General features: G+C 70.3%; 10 protein-coding genes and 1 pseudogene. 8 read left to right on the top strand and 3 right to left on the bottom strand.

Features of this window, described 5'->3' with window-relative positions; genetic code table 11:
- Positions 1-102: 102 nt before the first annotated feature.
- Positions 103-681 (bottom strand): dihydrofolate reductase family protein, encoded by a 579-nt coding sequence (locus tag Q4V64_RS42085; protein ID WP_124438136.1) that lies wholly within the window; start codon positions 679-681, stop codon positions 103-105.
- A 221-nt stretch (positions 682-902) separates the two neighbouring features.
- Positions 903-1,022: pseudogene (locus Q4V64_RS42080) on the bottom strand (IS5/IS1182 family transposase); the annotation flags it as partial.
- Positions 1,023-1,194: 172 nt separating this feature from the next.
- Between Q4V64_RS42080 and Q4V64_RS42075 the strand changes: the two are divergent.
- From Q4V64_RS42075 to Q4V64_RS42040, 8 genes are read left to right on the top strand one after another with little or no spacing between them, the layout of a single operon-like run.
- Positions 1,195-6,783: an amino acid adenylation domain-containing protein gene (locus tag Q4V64_RS42075; RefSeq protein ID WP_348540823.1), complete on the top strand. Its 5,589-nt coding sequence runs from the start codon at positions 1,195-1,197 to the stop codon at positions 6,781-6,783.
- The gene (gene gntD, locus Q4V64_RS42070) at positions 6,776-7,789 is read left to right on the top strand and encodes a guanitoxin biosynthesis L-enduracididine beta-hydroxylase GntD (RefSeq protein ID WP_124438138.1); all 1,014 of its coding nucleotides are present in this window, start codon (positions 6,776-6,778) and stop codon (positions 7,787-7,789) included. Before Q4V64_RS42075 ends, gntD begins: the two co-directional genes overlap by 8 nt.
- A gap of 12 nt (positions 7,790-7,801) precedes the next feature.
- Complete coding sequence (locus Q4V64_RS42065) at positions 7,802-8,548, top strand: alpha/beta fold hydrolase (RefSeq protein WP_124438139.1); 747 nt, start codon at positions 7,802-7,804, stop codon at positions 8,546-8,548.
- Positions 8,545-9,834, top strand: coding sequence for an MFS transporter (locus Q4V64_RS42060; protein ID WP_124438140.1), 1,290 nt, complete (start codon positions 8,545-8,547; stop codon positions 9,832-9,834). The genes Q4V64_RS42065 and Q4V64_RS42060 overlap by 4 nt, the downstream gene beginning before the upstream one ends.
- Before the next feature lie 7 nt (positions 9,835-9,841).
- Positions 9,842-10,660 (top strand): hypothetical protein, encoded by an 819-nt coding sequence (locus Q4V64_RS42055; protein ID WP_124438141.1) that lies wholly within the window; start codon positions 9,842-9,844, stop codon positions 10,658-10,660.
- Positions 10,657-12,396 carry a non-ribosomal peptide synthetase gene (locus tag Q4V64_RS42050; RefSeq protein WP_124438142.1) on the top strand — a complete coding sequence of 580 codons (1,740 nt, stop codon included), beginning with the start codon at positions 10,657-10,659 and terminating at the stop codon, positions 12,394-12,396. Before Q4V64_RS42055 ends, Q4V64_RS42050 begins: the two co-directional genes overlap by 4 nt.
- Positions 12,393-13,367 (top strand): TauD/TfdA family dioxygenase, encoded by a 975-nt coding sequence (locus tag Q4V64_RS42045; protein ID WP_124438143.1) that lies wholly within the window; start codon positions 12,393-12,395, stop codon positions 13,365-13,367. The genes Q4V64_RS42050 and Q4V64_RS42045 overlap by 4 nt, the downstream gene beginning before the upstream one ends.
- An 18-nt stretch (positions 13,368-13,385) precedes the next feature.
- Positions 13,386-13,613: an MbtH family protein gene (locus tag Q4V64_RS42040; RefSeq protein ID WP_124438144.1), complete on the top strand. Its 228-nt coding sequence runs from the start codon at positions 13,386-13,388 to the stop codon at positions 13,611-13,613.
- Between the two features lie 116 nt (positions 13,614-13,729).
- Here Q4V64_RS42040 and Q4V64_RS42035 read toward each other — a convergent pair whose 3' ends face one another.
- Positions 13,730-16,450: a LuxR family transcriptional regulator gene (locus Q4V64_RS42035; protein WP_172629055.1), complete on the bottom strand. Its 2,721-nt coding sequence runs from the start codon at positions 16,448-16,450 to the stop codon at positions 13,730-13,732.
- Positions 16,451-16,482: the final 32 nt, after the last annotated feature.

The following is a 16,482-nucleotide window of genomic DNA, read 5'->3' as shown; positions in this document are numbered from 1 at the left end:
GAAGTTCGGAAGTCGGAAGTGTCCCGTCCGGGGATGTCCTCAGTCCAGGCATTTACCTCGAACAGGCGAGAACCGGACACTGTTCGGAAAGCGGATGGCGTCTCAAACGTGCAGGGTGGGACGGTAGACGAGCTCTTGGATGTGGCCGTCGAGCGTCCGGCTCTCGATCAGCTCGAGGTCGAAGTCGGCCGCACCCTGGAAGATCGGATCCAGCCCGGTCTGACCGGTGATCACAGGGAAGAGCGTCAACTGGACACGGTCGACCAGACCGGCGGCCATCAGCGCCCGGTTCATCGACAGGCTGCCGTGCGAGCGCAACGGCACCTCGGACTCCTCCTTGAGCCGGGCGACGACGTCGACGGCGTCCCCGCTCACGACGTTGGCATCCGGCCAGTCGAGGACTCCTTCCAGTGTGGTCGACACCACCGTTGCCGGCAGGCTCCTCATCCGTGTGACCCATGGATCACGCACGTCGGACCCCTCGGTGCTCGAGGCCAGCATCCGCGCGAACGCCCGATACGTGTTGGCCCCGAAGACCATCCGCTGCTCCTCGCTGTACAGGGCAAGGCGGTGGTCGAGGAGCTCGGGGCCCTGCTTGCCCCAGTAGCCGGTCCAGTTGCCACTGGCGGCGCCGAAGCCGTCGAGGCTGGAAAAGACGTCGAAGGTGTAGGTGGCGGTCATGATGATCTCCTCGAGTGCGGTTGATCGCGTGTCGGAGATATAGACCGGCAACCACGACAAGACTCATCGCACGGGCTCGCGGGCGCCGTACCACCAGCAGACGAAGAACCTGCTGGTGCCGTACTCACCGAAGAAGCCTGGCTCCTTCCAGGTGTAGAAAAGGGCGCCTGACCTGGGCAGATGCCGCCAGGCGCCCCTGCTTGTTGCGGATCTGGTCGGACCATCACGGCGGTGAACTGCGTGCAGTCGTCGGTGTTCCCGCTGGTGACAGTGAAGGCCAGTGGGCGCCCCAGGGCATCGCAAGCCAGGTGGACCTTGCTGGTCAGGCCGCCCCGGGGCCGGCAGCGTGGCCCACGGCCCGTACCGCGCGGGCGACGACGCCGCACTGGAGGCGGTCCACGGCAAAGCCGTGTTTCCAACCGTCTCAGGTGCGGGCTGCGGGGTCCTCGAGGGCGGGCCTGCCGCCGCGGCCCGGGCGGCGCTGCCGATCGAGGCGGTACCGAGGGGCCTGCGATGAAATTCCCGCCCCGGCGCCCGGCGCATGATCCGGAGCGGCCGGGCGAACCTGCGCGGCCAGAGGTGAGTTCCAGCCGTTCCACCGGCCCTGTGCGGCCCGCCCGGTCACGGGTCGCACGAGGACATCGCGGAGATGTATCAGGTATTCCAAAGATTTGGTATTGGCTGGAAACCGCCTTTTTTCGTATTGCGCCGGTAGAGATCATGGCTGCGAATGACCTCAGATACTTTCAATGTCCACCTTGTGGTTTCCGATTTCCGGCGGTACGGGGGATCATCGTGACGAATTACGGCGCTGAACTCGGAGGGAAAAACGCAGCGGCAGACAGCTTCGAACGACATTCCATGATCACGCCGGAGCGGAGCGCGATTCTGTATCAGGGGGCCGTGACCGGTTACGGGGAGCTGAATCGGCGGGCCGAGGCGATCGCCGCGCGTCTGGCGGCCGCGGGCGCCGGTCCCTCGACGCTGGTGACGGTGGTCCTGCCGCGCGATCCTGACCTCGTCGCCACCCTGTGTGCGGTGCTCAAACTGGGTGCCGCGTGCCTTCCCGCGGACCCTGGCGCTCCGGCCGGACGGCAGCGCGAGATCCTCGCCGACGCGGCCCCCGATGTCCTCGTCACCACCCGTGCCGCCGCTCCAGAATTCACCGGCGACTGGCCTGTCTGTTTCCTGGACGACGAGCCGCCGACAATCCCTGTTGTCCCGCCGATTCACATCGCGCGGAGCGTGCCGGGAATCGCCTACATTCTTTATACGGAACCCCCTGATGGAAGGCCGGGTAATTCGGTTGTCTCCTACGCCGATTTGGCGCGCTATATCGACGACCCGGGCATCGGGATTCCGGTCGGGGCGGAGATTCTCCACCTGATCGCGCCGCTCCTGTCAGGCAATCGTCTTGTGCTGGACGCCGATGAGGTCATACACCGGCCGGTCACCTCTGTGGCGCCACGCGATGTGGTGGAGGAGGTCGTGGCGCAGGTCTGGTGCGCCGTGCTCGGCGTCGACCGGGTCGGCGTGCGGGACCGCTTCTTCGACCTGGGCGGCAAGTCGCTGCTGGCAGTCCAGGTGGTGGCGCGCCTGCGGAAGCTGCTCGGTGTCGAGCTGCCGCTGCGGGCCCTGTTCGACGCGCCGACGGTCGAGGAGCTGGCCGCCTGGGTGCGGGCCGAACACGCCGGCGGCCAGGACGGCCGCGAGGAGGCGGCGCTCCGGCCGGTGGAGCGCGGCGGGCCGCTGCCGCTGTCGTTCGCGCAGCAACGCCTGTGGTTCCTGGACCAGTTGGTGCCCGACAGTGCCTTCTACACGATGTGCGACGCCTTCCGCATACGGGGACGGCTCGACCTGGACGCGCTGCGGCGGGCGCTGCGGATGCTGGTCGCTCGGCATGAGACGCTGCGGACGGCGTTCGTCGAGCGGGACGGTGTGCCGTACCAGGTCATTGATGCCGCCGACAGGCCGGGCGCGCGGCGCGCGGCCGCCCTCACGCGGGTCGACCTGACACCACTGGAGCCCGCCGAGCGGGAGGAGTCGGCGCGCAGGCTGGTGGCGGCGGAGGCGCAGACCCCCTTCCGCCTGGCGGACGGCGCGCTGATGCGCGTGGTGGTGGCCCAGCTGGCCGACGACGAGCATGTGCTGGTGGTCACCATGCACCACATCGTCTCCGACGCCTGGTCCGTGGGTGTGCTGGTGGACGAACTCGGCCGGCTGTACCGAGAGTGCGTCACGGGCGACCCCGCCGGACTCCCTCCACTGGACGTCCAGTACGCCGACTTCGCCGTCTGGCAGCGGGACTGGATGACCGGCCCGGTACAGGAGGAGCAACTCGCGTACTGGAAGCGGGCTTTGGACGGCGCGCCCTCGGTGCTGCGGCTGCCCACCGACCACCCGCGGCCCGCCGTCCAGTCCGGGCGGGGCGAGACGGTCGAGTTCGCGCTGCCCGATGCTGTGGTCACCGCGCTGGAGGAGCTGGGCCGGGAGCAGGGCGTCACCCTGTTCATGACACTGCTCGGCGCCTTCCAGGTACTGCTGGCGCGTCATGCCGGGCACGAGGACATCGTGGTCGGCGTGCCGTCGGCAGGGCGCACCCGCACCGAGACGGAACCCCTGGTCGGCTTCTTCGTCAACACGCTCCCCCTGCGCGTGACCTGCGCCCCCGGTCTGTCCTTCCGGGACCTCCTGGAGCAGGTGCGTGAGGCCGCACTCGGCGCCTTCGCCCATCAGGACCTGCCCTTCGAGACCCTGGTCGAGACACTCGCACCCGAGCGCGACCTCAGCCACAACCCCCTCGTCCAGATCACCTTCCAGCTCCTGAACACGCCGGCGGCGCGGCCGGACCTGCCCGGGGCGGAGGTGGAGCGGTACCCGGTCGGGGAGGCCGTCTCGCAGTTCGACCTGTCCTTGGACATCAAGCGGGCCGACGATGGATCGTACCGGGGGATCCTGAACTACTGCCCCGATCTGTTCGACCGGCCCCGCATGGACGTGCTGGCCGCCCACTATCTGACGCTGCTCGGCGGCGTTGCCGCGGACCCAGGCCACCCGATCGGCGATCTGCCGCTGTCCGGCGAGGCTGAACGGCGGCTGCTCCTTGGTGAGTTCGGGCAGCGGGACGCGGCGCTCGCCGGACCGGGCGGCGTCCCGGAGCGGTTCGCGGAGGTGGTGCGGGCGGCGCCGGACGCGCGGGCGGTGACGTGCGGCGAGGACACGCTCACGTTCGCCGAGCTGGACGCTCAAGTGGCGTCGCTGGCACGGACGTTGCTCGCCCTCGGGATCACCCCCGAGACGCCGGTCGCGGTCTGCCTGCCCCGCTCCACTGACAGCGTTGTCGCCCTGCTGGCTGTGATGCGGGCGGGCGGCGTCTACGTCCCCCTGGACCCGGAGTGGCCCGCCGACCGCACCGCCTACGTCCTGGACGACACCGCGGCACCCGTCGTCATCACCCGCGACCTGCCCGCAGGCCCCGGCCGCGTCCATCTCGACCCGCGGCAGCCCGCGGCCGACGGCTCGGTGACCGCGCCGCACATCCGCCCCGACCAGGCCGCTTACATCATCTACACGTCCGGCTCGACGGGCGCGCCGAAGGGTGTCGCCGTCCAGCACCGCTCCCTGAACCACCTCACCAGCACCCTGCAGGCGACCTTCCTCGGCCACGACCCGTATCTCGCCGGGGCCGACAGCGTGCCGCCCGGGGACAGGAAGCTGCGCGCGACGCTCACCGCGCCCTTCACGTTCGACGCGTCCATGGAGCAACTGAGCTGGATGCTGGCCGGTCACGAGCTGTTCATCGTGCCCGAGGACGTACGCCGCGACCCCTCGGCCCTGGTCCGGTTCGTCAAGGAGCACCGGATCGACGTCATCGACACGACGTCGTCGCAGCTCGAACTCCTCACGTCCGCCGGACTGCTGGAGGGAGCGTGGGCGCCGTCCATGGTCATGGTGGGCGGTGAGGCGGTCTCGCCGTCGCTGTGGCAGGCGCTGCGCGGCCAGCGGCGTACTCGCGCCTTCAACCTGTACGGCCCCACTGAAGCGACCGTCGACGCCACCTGCCACGATCTGTCCGGCCCTGTCGACATCCCCGTCATCGGCACTCCGCTGCCCGACGTCCGCCTCCGCGTCCTCGACGAGCGGCTGCGGCCGGTCCCCGTCGGAGTCGCCGGCGAGATCTACCTCGGCGGCCCGGGACTTGCCCGCGGCTACGTCAACCGCCCCGCCCTCACCGCGCAACGCTTCATCGCCGACCCCTACAGCGACACCCCCGGCAGCCGCCTCTACCGCACCGGCGACCGCGCCCGACGGCGCCCCGACGGCACCCTCGAATACCTCGGACGCACCGACGACCAGATCAAACTCCGCGGCTTCCGCATCGAACCCGGCGAGATCGAAACCGTCCTCACCCACCACCCGACCGTCAAGGAAGCCGCCGTCACCGTGGCCGCCGACGACGGCACCGCCCGGCTGATCGCCCTCGTCGCCCTCGGCTCCCGCGCCCCGTACGGCAGTTCGGCCGACGGCGGCCAGGGCGCCCAGGTCGAGGACTGGAACGACGTCTTCGAGACAACCCACATCGACGCCGCCGACGGCGAACTCACCTTCAACATCAAGGGCTGGAACGACAGCCTCACCGGTGCGCCGATCCCCGCCGAGCACATGCGGGAGTGGGTCGGCACCACCGTCGTCCGGCTCCTGGACGGGCCGGCCAAGCGCGTCCTGGAGATCGGCTGCGGCACCGGGCTGCTCATGTGGCGGCTGCTGCCGCACGTCGCCGAGTACACCGGCACCGACTTCTCGCGGCCCGCCGTGGAATGGCTCCGGGAAGGGCTGCGCCGCCGCCCCGCGCACCAGGCGCGGCTGCACCACCGCGAGGCGACCGACTTCACCGGCGTCGACGCCGCGTCCACCGACCTCGTCGTCATCAACTCGGTCGTCCAGTACTTCCCCGACCGCGACTATCTCGACGCCGTCCTGGACCGCGCCGTCGACGCCACGGCCGACCAGGGGCGCGTCTTCGTAGGAGACGTACGCAACCTCGCCCTCGCCCCGCAGTTCTACGCCCGCCAGGCCCTCGCGCACGCCGATCCCGGCTCCTCGGCGCAGGACGTGGCTCGCGCTGCCGGTGAACTCGCTGCCCGGGACAGCGAGTTGCTGATCTCCCCCGAGTACTTCACCGCGCTCGCCGCCCGCTCGCCCCGCGTCACCGGAGTCGAGATCCTGCCCCGCCGGGGACGGCACCGCAACGAGATGAGCCTGTACCGCTACGACGTGGTGCTGCACGTGGGTGACCGTCCGGCCGCCCCGGAGGCGGAGGTGATCACCTGGGGCGATCAGGTGCACGACCTGGCGTCGCTGTCCGCCCGCCTGGACCACAGGGGTCCGGACGCCCTGCTCGTGCGCGGCGTCGCCAACGACCGCCTGACCCGCGACAACGAGCTGCTCGAAGCGCCCGTACGCACGACGGCCGTCGACCCCGAGGACCTGTGGACGCTGGAGGACTCCACCCCCTACCGGGTGAGCGTCAGCTGGGCCGCCGCAGATCCGCGGGGCGCGATGGACGTCCTGCTGGTCCGGCAGGGCGCCTGCGACGACCGTCCGCTGCTCGTCCCCCACCCCGCGCCCGGACCGTCGGCCCGGCTGACGAACGCGCCGACCCGGCATCGGCGTACGACCGAAGAGGGCCCGGCCGCCGACGGGCTGCGTTCCTGGCTCGCCGAACGACTGCCCGCCCATCTGCTGCCCGCGCGGATCGTCGAGGTGGACGCACTGCCCCGCACCGGCACCGGCAAGCTCGACCGGGGAGCACTCGGCGGGCTCGTCACCGCAGGCCGCGCCGCCCGGCAGAGCGACAGCGCCGCCACCGCGCCCCGTACCGGCCTCGAACAGACCCTGGCCAACGCGTGGGCGCAGGTGCTCGGCCTCCCCGAGGTCGGCGTGCACGACAACTTCTTCACCCTGGGCGGGGACTCCCTCCTCGCCATCAGGGCCGTCGCCCGGTGCCGTCGGGCCGGCGTCCAGCTGACCGTCCGGCAGTTGCTGAGCGAGCAGACCGTCGCCGCGTTGGCGGCAGCCCTCGATGAGGAGAACCATGACTGACCTTCAGCTGCGCACCATCACACTCACCGATGAGGAGAACACTGAGGTCGACGACCTGTTGCGCACCCTGGCCGATGTACCGGTCGACTCCACCGTGGCGCTGCTGCACCGCACCCGGCTCGCCGCACAGGAACTGCCGCTGCGCATCCGCACCGAGCTGACCGGGATGCGGCTCTACGACAGCCCGCGCGCCCTCGTCGTCACAGGCTTCGGCATCGACGACGACCGGATCGGACCGACCCCCGCGACCCGCCCCACCCCGGATCCCGAGCGGACCCGAAACCAGGAACTGCTGCTCCTGCTGCACGCGGCCCTGCTCGGTGAGGCCTTCGGCTGGGCCACCCAGCAGAACGGCCGGCTCGTCCACGACGTGCTGCCCATCCCCGGCGAGGAGACCGAGCAGATGGGCTCCAGCAGCAAGGCCGAGCTGCTGTGGCACACCGAGGACGCGTTCCACCAGCTGCGCTGCGACTACGTGGGCCTGCTGTGCCTGCGCAACCACCAGCGTGCCGTGACCACCCTGGGCTGGCCCGACCTGTCCCGGCTCACCCCCGAGGACCGGGCCACGCTCCTCGAACCGCGCTATCTGATCCGCCCCGACACCTCGCACACGCCCGAGCAGAACGCGGCGGGCGCGCAGTCGGCCGAACGGTTCGCGGCGATCGCCGAGATGGACGACACCCCGGAGCGCGTCGCCGTCCTGTTCGGCGACCCCGAAGACCCGTATCTGCGGATCGACCCGGCCTACATGAGCCCGGCGCCCGGGGACGCGGCCGCCCGGCGGGCGTACGACAACATCGCCGCGCTCATCGAGGACGGGCTGCAGTACGTCGCCCTGGACGCGGGCTCGCTGCTGCTCGTCGACAACTACCAGGCCGTGCACGGCCGCAAGCCGTTCGCCGCCGCCTACGACGGCCGCGACCGCTGGCTCAAGCGCGTCAACATCACCCGCGATCTGCGCCGCTCCCGGTCCGCCCGGCAGTCGGCCACCTCGCTGCTGGTCTGAGGGACGGCCGCCATGGACTTCCCGCTCATCCGCATCAACCCCTGGTACAGCGGCGGCTGCGACGGCCCGCCCCGGGTGCGGCTGTGCGCGCTGCCGTACGCGGGCGGCACCGCGGCCGTCTTCAAGGACTGGCCCGCCGCGCTGCCCTCCGGAGTGGAGCTGCTCACCGCGCATCTGCCGGGCCGCGGCGACCGGTTCGCCGAACCGCCCCTGGCCACCCTGGAGGAGACCGCCGAGCAGCTGTGCGCGGCGCTGCCGCCCAGCAACCTGCCCACGGTCGTCCTCGGCCACAGTATGGGCGCCCTGCTGGGGTACGAACTGGCGGCGCGGCTCGCGGCGCGGGGCCGCACCCCGAGCCTGCTCATCGCCGCGGCCTGCCGTCCCCCGCACGTCCCGCCGGACGGCTCCGGTCCCGCGACCGAGGCCGAGCTGGCCGCCACCCTGCGGGACGAACGGCCGTGGGACGACGCCCTGCTGGACGAGGAACTCATGGAAGCGGTGCTGCCCGTCCTGGTCGCCGACATCGTCGCCGGTGACCGCTACCACCGCCCTCGGCCCCGCGCGCTCGACCTGCCGCTGAAGGTCTACATCGGCGCCGACGACGACGGGACCGACTGGCGGACCACCCTGGACTGGCGCGCGTGCACCGCGCGGGACTGCGAGGTCGTCGTCCTGCCCGGCGGCCACTACTTCGTGGAGACCGACCGCGCGGCCGTCCTCGCCCGCGTCGCCGCGAACCTCGCCGAGGTGGTGGCGTGACCACGCACGTCGACGCCAGACCCACCTACCTCGCGGTGCTGGCCGTGCGCGAGGCCCGCTCGCCGTTCCTCGGCAGCTGCCTGGCACGCATGTCCTTCGCCGTGCTGCCGCTGTCGCTGCTGCTGTCGGTCCGCGACGCGACGGGGTCCTTCGCCGTCGCGGGACTCACCTCCGGCGCGCTGTCGGCCACGCTCACTCTGTTCGCGCCCGCCCGCGCCCGGCTGATCGACCGCAAGGGCTCACGGACCGGACTGATCTGGCTGGCCGTCCCCTACCTGCTGGGGCTCGCCGCGCTGATCACGCTGGCCGAAGCGGGGGCGCCCACGGCGGCGCTGCTCGTCGCCGCCGCGATCGCGGGCGTGTTCGCGCCGCCGCTCGGGCCGACCATGCGCGTCCTGTGGGCGAAGATCCTGCACGCCCGCCAGCCCCTGCTGCACACCGCCTACGCCCTCGACTCGGTCACCGAGGAAGTGGTGTTCACCGTGGGTCCGCTGCTGGCGGGCGGTCTGATCGCGGTCGCCGCGCCGCTCGCGTCGATGATCACGGTCATGGTGCTCATCGCGGCCGGCACCGTGTGCTTCGTGCTGTCCGCCGCGACGGCCGCTGCCCCCGCCTCGGACGAACCCGACGAGGACCAGCCGCACGGCCGGCCCATGGCCCTGCCCGGGATGCGCACGATCGTGCTGTCCTTCGGCGGGGTCGGCCTGGTCGTCGGGGTGCTGCAGGTCGTGCTGCCGTTCATCGCCGACGACGCGGGCTCGCCCAGCGCGGGCGGCGTCCTGCTGGCCCTGCTGTCGGCGGGCAGCGCGGTGGGCGGCCTCACCTACGGGCGGATCGGCTGGCGCTCGACACCGGTGCAGCGGTTCGCGGTGCTCGTCACCGGGTTCACACTGACGGTGCTGCCGCTGTGCCTGACCGAGAGCCCGGTGCCGGCCGGGGCGTTCGCCTTCCTCGTAGGGCTGTGTCTCGCCCCGCTGTTCACCACGGCCTACCTGCTGGTCAACGACCTGGTGACGGCGTCGAGGATCGCCCCGACCGAGGCCAACACCTGGGTGTCCACGGCCAACAACGGAGGGTTCGCCGCGGGCAGCGCCGCCGCCGGTGTGCTGCTCGACTCCCAGGGCCCCGCCCTCACCGTCACCGCCGCGTTCGCCGTGGCCGCCGCGATCGCCGTCATGACCGTCCTGCGCCGCCGGACCCTGGTCCTCGACACCTGGAACAGCGAGCCGGCCGCCGCGGAACCCGTCGACCGCACCGCACCCGTCAAAGCCGAACCCGAGGAGTGAACCGATCGTGTCCGAGAACGCGGCGAACTGGTCGCGCATCCGCACAGGGAACGCACCCGGCGTCGTACTCGCCGTCGACTTCTACGGAACGGGCCGCCAGGAGGCCACCTTCCGCCACCTGTGCGACCTGCTCCCCGACCCGGTCGAGGTCTGGCACGCGGTCCCGCCCACCCCGGACGGCGACTGGTCCGCCGCCACCGGCGCCGGCCACCTGCACCGGTGGACCGAGGGGCTCGGCACAGTCCTCGCGGGACGGCCGGTGCGTGCCGTCGTCGGCTACTGCGCGGGCAGCGTCTTCGCCTCGGCCCTCGCCGACACCCTTGGCGAACGGGAGGGCCACCGGCCGCAGGTCGTGCTGTTCAACCCGGGCGTACCCGACGTCGCCACGCTCACCCGCGACTTCCGCGGCCTGATCGACGGCATGGATGTCCTCACGGACGAGGAGCGCGCCGGTCTGCTGGCCGAGATGACCGCGATCCAGCAGGCACACGCCCCCAACGCGCTGGTCCCGGTCGCCGAGCAGTACGCCGCCCTGTACCGCGAGGGCTGCGACCTGCTGTGCCAACGGCTCGGCGTGGACGCCTCGCTCGGCGCCGAACTGGCCACCGTTCTCCACTCCTACCTGGCCTATCTGACAGCGGCGCTCGACGTGCCGCCCGCCCCGCAGTGGCGCACCGCCACCTCGCTCACCTCCCGGGAGCACCGGGGCGCCGACTTCACCGACACCGAGCACGGCTTCGACGTCGCCCGCGCCGATCTGCTGAACTCCCCGCAGGTCGCCGCCGCGCTGGCCGCCCTCCTTCGCGAACACGAGGCGAGCCGATGATGCCCCTTGCCCTGCGGGACGCCTTCCTCGACCAGGCCACCCGGACCCCCGACGCCGACGCCGTCGTACACGGCGACAGAGTATGGACGTACCGCGAACTGGAGCTGTGCGCCGGGCGTATCGCCCGGACGCTGGCCGCACGCGGCGCGGGCCCGGGCACGCTGGTGGCGGTGCGACTGGCGCGCGGCCCCGAACTGATCGCCGCGCTCCTCGCGGTCGTGCTGACGGGGGCGGGCTATGTGCCGCTCGCCGACGACGACCCGCAGGACCGGGACCGGCACATCCTCGGTGACTGCGCCGCCGCGCTGCTGCTGGCCGAGCGTCCCTCGGACGACGGGCGCACCCTCACCCCGGACGAGGCGCCGGCGCCCGCCCGCCCGTTCGACGCGGCCCCGGTGCGGGCCGGTGATCCGGCCTACGTGATCTACACCTCCGGCTCCAGCGGCCGGCCCAAAGGCGTGCTGGTCGAGCACGGCGCGCTCGGCGCCTACCTGGCGGAGGCCCGCGCGCGCTACGACGGGCTGGCCGGGCGGACGGTGCTGCACTCCTCGGTGTCGTTCGACATGGCGGTGACCAGCCTGTGGGGCCCGCTCGTGAGCGGCGGCGCGATCCACGTCCTCGACCTGAAGGCGATCGCCTCCGGCGAACAGCCGCCGCCCGCCGCCACGGCCCGCCCCACCTTCCTCAAGGTCACCCCGTCGCATCTGCCCCTGCTGAGCCTGCTCCCGGACTCCTGCCTGCCCACCAGGCAGCTCGTGATCGGCGGTGAGGCGCTGACCGGCTCCGCGCTCGGGCACTGGCGCACCGCGCACCCCGACGTCACGGTCGTCAACGAGTACGGGCCCACCGAGGCGACCGTCGGCTGCTGCGCGTACGTCGTCCGCCCCGGCGACGCCGTGGACCCGGGTGCCGTCCCCATCGGGCGGGCGTTCGCGGGCACGCGCCTGTACGTGCTCGACGTGGAGGGCAAGCCGGTCGCCGCGGGCGCTGTGGGCGAACTCCACATCGCGGGCCGGCAGTTGGCGCGCGGTTACCTCGGGCGCGCGGAGCTGACCGACGAACGCTTCGTCCCGGACTCGTTCGCCGCCGACGGCTCCCGGATGTACCGCACCGGCGACCTGGTGCGCGAACGCCAGGACGGCAACCTCGAGTACCTCGGGCGCGCGGACGAGCAGCTGAAGGTCTCCGGGTACCGGATCGAGCCCGGTGAGATCGAGGCCGTGCTCCGCGGCCATGCGGGCGTGCGGGACTGCGCGGTCGTCGCCGTCGGCGCGGCAGATGCCCGGCGGCTCGTCGCCTACGTGACCCCGGGCCCTGGCTCCGCGCCCGACGCCGCCGCGCTGGCGCGGCACGCGGCCGAGGCGCTGCCGCCGTACATGGTGCCGGTGGCGTTCGTCGCCATACCCGAACTGCCGCTCACTCCCAATGGAAAGCTCGACCGGGCCGCGCTGCCCGAACCCCCTGCTGAGGGCGACGAGTCGGGCGACCGCAGCCTGGCCGAGACCCTGCTGTGCGAGCTGATGGCGCAGGCCCTGGGTGTCCCGGAGATCGGTGCCGACGCCGACTTCCTGGCGTCCGGCGGCAGCAGCATCACCGCGCTGAAGCTGGTCGCCGGTGCCCGCAGGGCCGGGATCCACCTCGAACTCACCACCGTCCTGCGCGAACGCACGGTGCGCCGCATCCTCGCGGCTCAGCCGGACGCCGCCCCGTTCACCGCCGAAGGAGCGCCCAAGTGACCAGGTCCGTAACGCTCACCCCCCTCGGCGGGATCACCCCCCGGCCCCGCGGCGAAGGGCTCACCTCCGGCGCCGAGTACGACCTGGGGGCGCTCGGCGACGCGGGCCCCGACTGGGTGCGGTCCCACGGCCCGCAACTGCGTGAGCGCCTCGCCACCGACGGGCTGATCCTGCTGCACGGCCTGTCCGCCGACGGCGACGGCGTCGACGGCTTCCACGATGTCGTCCGGTCCGTCGGCGGCGACCTGCTGCGCTACACCGAGCGGTCCACCCCGCGCAGCGTGGTCAAGGGGAACATCTACACCTCGACCGAGTACCCGGCCGACCAGCCCATCCCGATGCACAACGAAAGCTCGTACGCGTCCAGTTGGCCGTCCACGGTGTACTTCTTCTGCCACACCGCGCCGGGCACCGGCGGGGCCACGCCGGTCGCCGACAGCCGCGTCGTCCTCGACCTGATCCCGGCCGAGATCAGGGAGCGGTTCGCCAAGGGGGTCGTCTACACCCGTACATTCCGCGCCGAAATGGGGCTGAGCTGGCAAGAGGCGTTCCAGACCAAGGACCGCGCCGACGTCGAACGCCACTGCCGCACGCACGGCCAGGAGTTCTCCTGGGACGGTGACGTCCTGCACACCCGCCACCACCGCCCGGCCACCGCCGTCGACCCGGGCACGGAGGCCGAGGTGTGGTTCAACCAGGCGCACCTGTTCCATCTGTCCAGCCTGGAGCCGGACCTGCGCGACGTGCTCCTGGAGACGTACGGCGAGGACGGCCTGCCCCGCAACGCCCTGCTCGGCGACGGCAGTCCGATCCCCGACGGCGACCTGGCAGCGGTCCGCGCCGCCTACGACCGTGCCTCGCTCGCACTGCCCTGGCGGCAGGGCGACATCATGCTGGTCAGCAATATGCGGATGGCACACGGCCGCGAGCCCTTCACCGGCGAGCGCCGCATACTCGTCGCGATGACCTGACCATCCCTGGAGGACCCCATGAGCAACCCCTTCGACGACGAGGACGGCACCTTCCTCGTGCTGCGCAACGACGAGGACCAGTGCTCGCTGTGGCCGAACGGCTTTGCTCCGCCTGCCGGGTGGAGCATCGTGCACGGTCCGGACAGTCGCACCTCCTGTCTGGACCACATCGAGCGGACGTGGACGGACATGCGCCCTCAGAGCCTGGCCGCGGCCCTGGACGGGGCCGGCCAGGACACCCTTTGATCGAAGAAATCGCCGGGGCTCTCGCGACCGGGGCGGCGTCGTACTCGGCGACCATGTCGCCCAGGAGGGACAACCCGGCGCACCAGGTGTCTCACTACAGAACTGGCAGGGAGGGCTCACCGCCCTCGGCCGTGTCGCTCCCTATGTTCCAGTCGCAGGTCACTGCGACGCCGCACCTTCAGCTTCCGGTACACCTTGGTGAGGTGCTGCTCCACGGTGCTGACCGTTATGTAGAACCGGCGCGAGATCTGCTGATTGGTGTATCCCTGGGCCGCGAGCACCGCGACCCGTAGCTCGGCATCGGTCAGGTCGGCAACGCTGCCGTCCTTGGACAGGATGACGAAGTCGGCGCCTACCGCGAACTCGGGACCGCACAGGCTTGGCCGCGCGGCTGGGGCTCCGGCGTTCAGCGCCAGGCTCTTGGCCTGGCGTGCGGTGATTCCTGCGTGACGGGCTTCGCCAAGCTGACTCAGCGTGTGGCTCAGGTCGGCGAGGACCTGAGCTTGGGCAAGCTTGTTACCTGAAAGCATCCCGGTCGCCCTGCGCAAGGCAGGCGCCCGCTGCTGGACGGGACTGGCCAGTGCCATCGCGTGTGTGCAGAGGCCGCGTGTCCACACCTGCTCCTCGCCGAGCTTCTCCATCTGCGCGGTGAGCAGCTCCTTGGCCTTGGCGTTATCGCCTATCTTCAGGTAGGCCCACGCTGTGTCGATGCGCCAGGGGACCAGCATGGGAACGTCGAATCGAAGGCGCGCGGAGACCTCCTCGCAGACGCCGAAGTCGTGTAGCGCCGGATGCGGCCGTCCGGTGGACAGGTAGTAGCGTCCGCGCGCATGCAGGTACAGGGCACCGATGGGAGTTTCCTTCGCGGGCTCAGGCACTCGCGCCCGCAGCAGGGCGGCCGCATGCTGGTGTTCTCCCAGCTCGCTGTAGCCGAGCAGCAGGCAGGCGAGGGGCACGCCGAGCGCAATGCCCCAGCCTTTTGCGTTCAGCAGGGCCATGGCGCGGCGCGCGTCGGCCACGGCGCCCGCGGGGTCTCCGGTGCGGATCTTGATCAGCGCGTGCACGGCGAGCAGCAGGGCCTCCCAGGTCGGGCTGCCGCGATAGCGTTCCTTGTCGGCAAGGAGTGCTTGACACAGTTGCTCGGCGCGAATGAGCTGCTCCGAACCGATGAGATGCACCAGTGCGACCAACAGCGAGCTGATGGTCGATTCGTCCAACTGGATTTCCTGGGTTGTCTGGTCCGCAATGTGCGGAACCATAGCGCTCCGCAAGGACGTATCACCTGGCGCGTGGTTTTGCGAAAGCCGCCACTGCGCGACAGCTTTTCCGGGCATCTGGTGGTCAGCGAGACCCGGCAGAAAGCCCGCTGCCCAGCGCAGCGGCTCAACGGCGGCGTGCGACTCGGTGAGCAGGCTGGTTCGGGCGTTCAGAATCTCGACGGCTTCGCGCACTTGGCCCTGCCACAGCAAGAGGTTCGTCAAGATCACCGCTTGCCGACCACCGAGATGACCGCCACGAAGAGCGTTCAGCAAGTCGGGAATGTGATTGACCGCCGCCGCGGGGTCGATCCGCCACATTCCCCGCACGAGATCCGCGAGGATCGTCGGCCTGACCGACTCGTCATCACAGTCCTGGTACGCACGATGAAGATACCGGATCGCCGAATGCACCTCCCCGTCGCGCAGGCTGTCCTCGGCTGCGTCGCAGAGGATGGAAACAGCCCATGGATCCCGTATCCGCCCGGCCTCGATAATGTGGGCGGCGATGACCCCGGCAGGGCGCTCGTGGATGCTCAGCGTGTACGCGGCACGACGATGTAGGGCCGCGTACTCGTCAGTCGTTATCGTACTGAGTACTGCCTCCCGAATGGACTCATGCCGGAACAACGGGCCGTCGAGCAAAGCGGCGGCGTCGAGGATGCCGAGCGACCGCTTCGCGGCCTCCGTCGTCCGGTCGAGTATCTGGCCGAGGACTGTCGCGTCTGCGGGCTCATTTACTATGGCCAGCGCCTGCGCGGTGGCGATATCTGGCGGATCACAACGGTTAAGTATGGTCAGCGCGGACAAGGTGTACGCGTTTCCGGGAGCAAGCTGACCGGACGCCTCCGCGATGTCCTCGGCCAGCGCTTGCACGAGATGCGGATTTCCTCCGGTCAGCTCGTGAACTCGCGGCGCGAGGTCATCGATACGATTCTTCGAGATTCCATGCCTGGCGAGCACCGTGGCCACCCCTATGGCAGAGAGCGGCGCTAATTGAATGTGATGACAGTTCGGCTGTCGAAACAAATCTGTCAAATCCCAGGACTCACCTGATCCGGTTCTCTCCGTGAGCACTATGAAGACGCGGCCGGGCCGGGCATGCCGTGCCAAGTACGCAAGGAACCGCAGAGAAATTTTGTCCGCGTACTGGATGTCGTCAACGCAGATGACAAGTGGCAGTGCTTCAGCGAGGTAAATGAAAATCGCGCGCAGCTCGTCGAAGATGCACTTCATCTCAAGAGAGACAACATCCCCATCCTGCAGCTGCTCGATATTGGCAAGCGGCGCCTTGTCCAGCAGTACGGATACCTGCTCGACGTATATCTGGGGAACCCCATCCGACTGAAAGAGGCGGCGAATAAGGTCGAATTCGAATTGACATTCAAAGCGGGTGCATGTCGCCTCCAGAGTGAGGCCATCTCGGCGCTTCAAAATTCTTTCTGAAAATTCATTCAGTAGTGCCGATTTCCCGGTCGCTACCGGGCCCGTGATCCATGCGATTTGTTCCTTGCCCTGAAGGCATTCTATAAACAGTGAGTTCAGAACGGCCAGCTCAGTGGATCTTTCCGCCAGATTCATACTTTCCATTCCTGGTGTAAATCCATGTCACC

This window comes from Streptomyces sp. NL15-2K (assembly GCF_030551255.1).
Lineage (GTDB): Bacteria > Actinomycetota > Actinomycetes > Streptomycetales > Streptomycetaceae > Streptomyces.
This window is presented reverse-complemented; position numbering and strand designations above follow the sequence as displayed.

Coding starts and splice junctions, on each gene's coding strand:
- Q4V64_RS42035 (WP_172629055.1), bottom strand. CDS start 16,450: ATGAATCTGGCGGAAAGATCCACTGAGCTGGCCGTTCTGAACTCACTG.
- Q4V64_RS42085 (WP_124438136.1), bottom strand. CDS start 681: ATGACCGCCACCTACACCTTCGACGTCTTTTCCAGCCTCGACGGCTTC.
- Q4V64_RS42050 (WP_124438142.1), top strand. CDS start 10,657: ATGATGCCCCTTGCCCTGCGGGACGCCTTCCTCGACCAGGCCACCCGG.
- Q4V64_RS42040 (WP_124438144.1), top strand. CDS start 13,386: ATGAGCAACCCCTTCGACGACGAGGACGGCACCTTCCTCGTGCTGCGC.
- Q4V64_RS42075 (WP_348540823.1), top strand. CDS start 1,195: ATGAAATTCCCGCCCCGGCGCCCGGCGCATGATCCGGAGCGGCCGGGC.
- gntD (WP_124438138.1), top strand. CDS start 6,776: ATGACTGACCTTCAGCTGCGCACCATCACACTCACCGATGAGGAGAAC.
- Q4V64_RS42065 (WP_124438139.1), top strand. CDS start 7,802: ATGGACTTCCCGCTCATCCGCATCAACCCCTGGTACAGCGGCGGCTGC.